The following is a 6,588-nucleotide window of genomic DNA, read 5'->3' as shown; positions in this document are numbered from 1 at the left end:
GGAGTACGCCACCCCGTCCGCGGACTACCAGCCGGCCCCGTACGTCCCCGCGGACAGCCAGCCGAACCTGCACAACCAGTCCAGCCCGAACCCGTACGCTCCACCCGCGGACCAGGGCAACCCCTACGCCCCACCCGCGGACCAGCAGAACCCGTACGCGCCGCCGGAGGCCTCCAGCGCCTTCGCCCCCGCCGAGCAGGCCTATCCCACGGCCGAGACCAGCCCGAACGTCCCGTACCCTCCGGCGGACGGCCGGCAGCCGTACTTCGGGCAGAGCGCGTTCGACCCGCAGCAGGCGGACCAGCAGGCCGGTCAGCCGTTCACGGGCTTCTCGGGCCAGGAGTACGCCACCCCGCAGGCGTACCAGGAGCCCGAACCCCCCGTCGACCCCCGCTCCCAGCAGCTCATGGACGCCTACCAGCAGGCGGAGACCTACCAGCACTCCTCGCCGGGCACCCAGCCGGAACTGCGCGTGCCCGACTACGCGGGGCAGCCGCCCAGGGCGTACGACGACCCGTTCGGCCATCCGCAGCAGCCCCAGCAGCAGAGCGGCGGGTACGAGCCGCAGCAGGGCCAGTACCAGTCCGGCCAGCAGATCCCGTCCGGGGACGCGACGATGCGGCTCGACCAGTCGTCGTTCGGACCGGACTCCTTCGGCGGCGACCAGCGCCGTCCCGGGGACGACCCGATCGACCCGACCGCCATATACACCCCCAATGAGCCACGCAGGTAACGGACCGGCAATGAACGGTTAGAGAGAAGGTGGGCCACGGGCGGCCGTCTATCCCGCCCTGGTACGGTTCGGACCGCTGACAGCGTTGAACAAGCCTGGCTGACGCCGCGCGCATATGGGTGTCGGCCGGGTGCGAACATCACATGCCAAGCACACCGGGGCGAGTTCTGGTCTTTCCCCGGATACCTGCATGCCGCTTGACGTCACGTACGGCACGCGCGTGTAATTACAACCATGTTGTTACGCCTTCCAGTGGGTGGGTAATAAGGAAGGCGTCCATGGGGGGCTCCATTGCGGGCGGGCGGCAGGGAGGTGTGCAGTGACCGATCCGGTCATCGCACAGGATCAGCTTGACGCTGAAGAACTCGGATGGCAGGAGCGTGCCTTGTGCGCGCAGACTGATCCGGAGGCGTTCTTCCCGGAGAAGGGCGGCTCCACCCGAGAGGCCAAGAAGGTCTGCCGATCGTGCGAGGTCCGTGCCGAGTGTCTGGAATATGCACTCGAGCACGATGAGCGGTTCGGCATCTGGGGTGGGCTGTCCGAGCGGGAACGCAGACGGATCAAACGCCAGGCCGTTTGAGAGATATGGGCGAGGGGGTCACGCGGGCTGCCGTGTGGCCCTTTTTCGCATCTTTTGCAGGGGTTCGCCTGTAGGGTGGGCGCGCGTGATCAACCCCCAGGAGTCACCCGCCCATGGCACGTCCCTACGTCACCGCGATCGTCGTCGCTCACGACGGCGGGCGCTGGCTCGGGGAGACGCTGCAGGCTCTGGCCGGACAGAGCCGCAGACCTGACCGCGTGGCGGGCGTCGACAACGGCAGCAGGGACGGCTCGGCCGACCTGCTCGTCCAGACGCTCGGCCGCGGCAACCTGATCTCCCTGCCTCGTTCCACCGGTTTCGGCGAGTCCGTGGCGGCGGCGCTGGAGAGGATGCCGTCCGCCGGGCCCGACGAGTGGATCTGGCTGCTGCACGACGACTGCGCCCCCGACCGGCGGGCGCTGGAGGCGCTGCTCGTGGCCGCGCAGTACCATCCCAAGGCGGCGGTGCTCGGCCCGAAACTGCGCGACTGGCTCGACCGCAGGCGGCTGCTCGAAGTGGGCGTGACCGTCGGCCGCACCGGACGCAGGGACACCGGGCTCGAACCTCGCGAGTTCGACCAGGGGCAGCACGACGGTACGCACGACGTGCTCTCGGTGTCCACGGCGGGCATGCTGATCCGCCGGGACGTGTGGGAGCAGGTGGGCGGGCTCGACCCGTTCTTCCCGCTGTTCCGTGACGATCTCGACCTGTGCTGGCGGGTGCGCAACGCCGGGCACCAGGTGCTCAACGTCACCGCGGCCGTGGCCTGGCACGCCGAGGCGGCGGCGCGCAGGCGGCGGCGCATCACGGTCAGCGGGGACCATCCGCGCAGGCTCGACAGGCGCAACGCGATCTTCGTGGTGATGGCCAACCTGCCGTTCGGCGCGATGCTCTGGGCGCTGCTGCGCAACGTGGTCGGCTCGGCCTTCCGCACGCTGCTGTTCGTCGTGAGCAAGCAGCCCGCGAACGCGCTGGACGAGATGGTGGCCATGGCTTCGATCCTGGTGCACCCGTTGCGGCTGCTCAGGGCACGCCGGGCCCGCCGTCCACCGGGGAACCGGCAGAGCCGCAAAAAGGCATATATCCGTATTAGGCGGTTGATGACCCCTCGCGGAGCGGCCTGGCGGCGGCTCACCGACATGGTCCAGAGCTTCCTCGCCGGCCAGGCCCCCGTCGACTCCGCCGGCCGCCACCACCACTCCACCGCGGAGGAGGAGGAACACGAGCTCCCGCCGCCGGACACCGGCGCCGTCAAACGTTTCCTCAGCCGTCCGGGCGTCGTCCTCCTGCTCGCGCTGACCGCCGTCTCGCTGGCCGCCGAGCGCTCCCTGCTCGGCGGCGAACGGCTCGGCGGCGGCGCCCTGGTGCCCGTCACGGGAGATGCGGGCGACCTGTGGGCGTTCTACACCGAGGGCTTCCACGACGTCGGCCTCGGCTCGAGCGCCTGGGCGCCCCCGTACGTCGCCGTGCTCGCCGCCCTGTCCACGCTCGCGCTCGGCAAGACGTGGCTGGCCGTCTCCGTGCTGCTGCTCGGCTCGGTTCCGCTGGCCGGCGCCTCGGCGTACCTGGCCACCCGGCACGTCATCCCGGCGGTGCCCGCGCGGGCGTGGGCGGCGGGGACGTACGCGCTGCTGCCCGTCGCGACCGGCGCCATCGCGGCCGGGCGGCTGGGCACGGCCGTGGTGTTCGTGCTCCTGCCCCTCTACGCCTCCTTCGGCACGGTGCTGTTGTCCGGCGAGCGCCGCCGCGCCCGCCGCGCGGCCTGGGGGCTCGGGCTGCTGCTCGCCGTGGGCACGGCGTTCGTCCCGCTGGTCTACCCGCTCTTCGCCGTGCTCGGCGTGCTCGCGGCGCTCGCCTTCGGCGGCGTGCGGCGCGGGGTCGTGACCTCCATGGTCATCGCCCTCGCCGTGCCGGTGGTGCTGCTGCTCCCGTGGCTGGCCTCCCTGGTGGCCGACCCGGGCAGGATCCTCCTGGAGGCCGGGCTGCACGATCCCGCCCTGGCCGATCCCGTGCTCGCCCCCGAGTCGCTGCTCGCGCTCAGCCCCGGCGGGCCCGGACTGCCGCCGTTCTGGGTGACGGCCGGCCTGGTCACGGCCGCGCTCGCCGCGCTCCTCATGCGCCGCCAGCGCATGATCGTCGCGATCGGGTGGGGCATCGCGCTGTACGGGATGCTGGCCGCGATCCTGGTCAGCCGCGTCACCGTCGAAGGGGCGCGGGTCTGGCCGGGGGTGCCGCTGGCGTTCGCGGGCACCGGGCTGCTGGTCCTCGTGGGACTGACCGCCCACCGCCTGGCCGAGCTGCGCGCGGGAGGCGGGCTGCGCAGGCTGGGCGCGACGGCGGTGGTGGCGGTCGCGTTCAGCACGCCGCTGCTGGCCGCGGGCTTCTGGGTGGCGAACGGCGTGCGGGGGCCGCTCGTGGGCGACGCGCCCGACGTGCTGCCCGCGCTGGCCGCGTCCTACTCGAAGAACGGCGAACGCACCCTCGTGATCAAGGGCTCCGCGTTCACCGTGCTGCACGCCCGTACCCCGCTGATCGGCGAGGCGGAGCTGCCCGCCGACCCCGATGCCCGCGCCCGGGTGAGGGCGGCGGCCCAGGGCCTGGCCGGTGGGCGCGGTGGCGACGCGGCCACGCTCGCCCAGCACGGCATCGCCATGGTCGCGGTGGCGCCTCCCGTCTCGGCCGAACTGGCCAAGAGGCTCGACTCCCAGCCGTCGCTGCAGCGCATGAGCCTGTCGGACGCGGGCGGGCTGTGGCGCCTGACCGAGCCGGTCAAACGCGTGCCGGCCCAGCCCGAGAGCGCCCTGCACACGCCGTGGTTGTGGATGCAGGGAGCGCTGGTGCTGGTGGCGGCGCTCCTGGCCGCGCCGGGGCGGCGTCCGTCCGAGGGCGTCGAGTCGTCGTCCGCGGCACTGGCGGGTGCGTGATGAAGGCGTTCGTGGAGAACAGGTTCGGCCTGCTGGCGCTGGTCGTCGTCGCCCTGGCGGCGATGTACGGGGCCGCGTACATCACCAGGCCCGCGCCCCTGCCGCCCCCGCCCGACGGCCCGCGGAAGGTGGCCGTCGAGTCGGTCACCGCCGTCTGCCCCGGCACGAAGGGCGAGCAGGTCAACGTCTACCTGCCCGACACGCTCAACCGGGAGAAGATGGACGCCGGCCCGTACGTCACGAAGGGCCCCGGCGCGCTCGAGGCCGGCTACGTCACCCGCGCCACCAAGGGCGGCGGGCGTGGGCTGGCCGGGGTGCGCTGCACCGAGCCGAGCCCCGAGACCTGGCTGGTCGGCCCCGGCCCCGCCGACGCCGACGTACGGCTCCACCTCACCAACGCCGACAAGGCGCCCGCGCTGACCGACGTCCAGGTCCACGCGGCGGAGGGGCTCGTCTCCGGGGACAAGGGGATCGGGCTGGAGATCGCGCCGGGCGAGCACAAGGAGATCGACCTCAAGACGCTCGCCCCCTCGGCCGACGTCATGGCCGTGAGCGTCACCACCGTCTTCGGCCGCGTGGCCGTCGCCGCCAGGACCACCCTCGACACCGGCGGCGTCGACTGGCTCCCCGCCGCCGCCCCGCCCTCGACGCGCGTGGTCGTCCCCGGCATCCCCGGAGGGGGCGGGCGCAGGGAACTCCTGGTCGCCGCGCCGGGCGAGAACGACGCCGCCATACGGCTCAAGGCGGTGAGCGAGGACGCCGAATACGTGATGAAGGGCCGCGAGACCCTCGACGTGCCGGCGGGCAGCGTGGCCGCCCTCGACGTCACCACGGGCGTCGGAGGCTCCTCGGCAGCCCTCGTCCTCACCTCGCCCGTCCCGATCGTGGCGGGGCTCGTCGCCACGGGCACCGGCGGCCGCTCCGACGTCGCCTTCACCGCCGGGACGCCCTCACTGGACCTGGGCAGCGCGGTGGCCGGCAACCGCGAGGGCTCCCGCCTGGTCCTCACGGCGCTCGGCGGGCCCGGCAAGGTGCGGGTGCGGGAGGTGCCGGACGGAGAGCCGTTCGACGTGGAGGTGCCGGCCGGGCGTACGAAGAACGTCAAGCTCAAGGCGAAGGGCAACTTCGCCGTGGTGGTCACGCCCGTGTCGGGGGAGGTCTATGGCGGGCGGGTGGTGGAGGAACGCCTGAAGAGCGGCCTGCTGCTCACCGCCCAGCCGCTGTCGCCCGCCCGGATGTGGACCCTCCTGCCGCCCCTCACCGACACCGCCCGCGTGGTCGTGCCCTGAACCCCGGAAGGTGCTCAGCCGCGGTCGTCGTAGCCCGGGTCGACCGTCTCGGGGGCCAGGCCGAGCAGCGTGGCCACCTGTTCCACGACCGTGTCGTGCACCATGGCCCCCAGTGTGTCGCGGTCGCGGGCCCGCGCCTCCAGGGGACGCCGGTAGACGACGATCGAGGCGGGGTTGGGGCCGGCGGCGGCGTCGGCGCGGCCGAACGGGATCGGGTCGGGGCTGAGCTGCGGACCGTCGCCCAGCTCGCTCAGCGGCGGCACCTCCTCGACCGCGAACTCCACCGCCGACAACTGGCGCTCCCACCGGGGCCTGAGCCGGTCGACCGCGTCGAGCACGAGGTCGTCGAAGCGCTCGCTGCGGGACTTGGCCATGGGGACGTGGGAGGGGGCGAGCGGGCCGCGAAGACCGCGACCGTGGCGATCGCGCCGCCTGGGACCGCGCCGGTGAGTCACGGAACCCAGTGTAGGGGGGCGTACGGACGGTGCCGGGGAACGGCGTACACCTGTCCACGAACGATGGTTTCGCCCGGGAACGCGGGAAACCGTCGGGCTCGACCCGGTCCCTGGCGGGGAAATCGGTGGAAAGGCTGCGACAGGTGTCCGAATTGTGGCGACACGCTCGTTAAGAGTGCTCAGATAGTGGCGCCTCGCACTCTTACCAGATACGGTCCCTCCGTGAGCCCCGTCCGCCGCTGTTCCCGCACCGCCTGCAGCCAGCCTGCCGTCTTCACGCTCACGTACGTATACGCCGACTCGACCGCTGTTCTCGGCCCCCTGGCGACGTACGCGGAGCCACATTGTTATGACCTGTGCGCCGAACACGCCGAGCGGCTGACCGCTCCCCGCGGCTGGGAGGTGGTGCGGCTGCCGACGGACGGCGCCTCGCCCAGCTCCGACGATCTCGAGGCGCTGGCCAACGCGGTCAGGGAGGCGGCGCGGCCCTCGCCGTCGGGCAATGGCGAGCCGGTCGGCCAGGGCGTCGAGGTCGGCAGGCGCGGGCACCTGCGCGTTCTGAGGTCGGCCCAGCAGCACCGCGACCGGTAGGCTCGTTTCGACGGAG

5 protein-coding genes and 1 pseudogene are annotated in these 6,588 nt (G+C 72.8%); 5 read left to right on the top strand and 1 reads right to left on the bottom strand.

The features are described from left to right. The 4 genes and pseudogenes from E1295_RS49095 to E1295_RS31550 all read left to right on the top strand — a co-directional run. A pseudogene (locus tag E1295_RS49095) lies at nt 1-733 on the top strand (hypothetical protein); the annotation flags it as partial. Between the two features lie 319 nt (nt 734-1,052). Then, complete coding sequence (locus E1295_RS31560; RefSeq protein ID WP_020546325.1) at nt 1,053-1,313, top strand: WhiB family transcriptional regulator; 261 nt, start codon at nt 1,053-1,055, stop codon at nt 1,311-1,313. A 113-nt stretch (nt 1,314-1,426) separates the two neighbouring features. Beyond that, entirely contained in the window at nt 1,427-4,237 is a 2,811-nt protein-coding gene (locus E1295_RS31555) for a glycosyltransferase (RefSeq protein WP_132635929.1), read from the top strand. After that, nucleotides 4,237-5,526, top strand: a complete 1,290-nt coding sequence (locus tag E1295_RS31550) for a DUF5719 family protein (protein ID WP_132635926.1) — start codon at nt 4,237-4,239, stop codon at nt 5,524-5,526. Before E1295_RS31555 ends, E1295_RS31550 begins: the two co-directional genes overlap by 1 nt. Before the next feature lie 14 nt (nt 5,527-5,540). On the opposite strand, the gene E1295_RS31545 is transcribed toward E1295_RS31550, so the two are convergent. Continuing rightward, nucleotides 5,541-5,981: a metallopeptidase family protein gene (locus E1295_RS31545; protein WP_132516455.1), complete on the bottom strand. Its 441-nt coding sequence runs from the start codon at nt 5,979-5,981 to the stop codon at nt 5,541-5,543. A gap of 222 nt (nt 5,982-6,203) precedes the next feature. Between E1295_RS31545 and E1295_RS31540 the strand changes: the two genes are divergently transcribed. Beyond that, nucleotides 6,204-6,572 (top strand): DUF3499 domain-containing protein, encoded by a 369-nt coding sequence (locus E1295_RS31540; protein WP_132635923.1) that lies wholly within the window; start codon nt 6,204-6,206, stop codon nt 6,570-6,572. Nucleotides 6,573-6,588 lie beyond the last annotated feature (16 nt).

The sequence above is a fragment of the Nonomuraea mesophila genome (assembly GCF_004352805.1).
GTDB classification, from domain to species: Bacteria; Actinomycetota; Actinomycetes; order Streptosporangiales; family Streptosporangiaceae; genus Nonomuraea; species Nonomuraea longispora.
The sequence above is the reverse complement of the archived record's forward strand: the minus strand, read 5'-3'. Positions and strand labels throughout refer to the sequence as shown.

What these genes read in the sequence shown, in the direction of transcription:
- E1295_RS31555 (WP_132635929.1), top strand. Translation starts at nt 1,427, where the DNA reads ATGGCACGTCCCTACGTCACCGCGATCGTCGTCGCTCACGACGGCGGG.
- E1295_RS31550 (WP_132635926.1), top strand. Translation starts at nt 4,237, where the DNA reads ATGAAGGCGTTCGTGGAGAACAGGTTCGGCCTGCTGGCGCTGGTCGTC.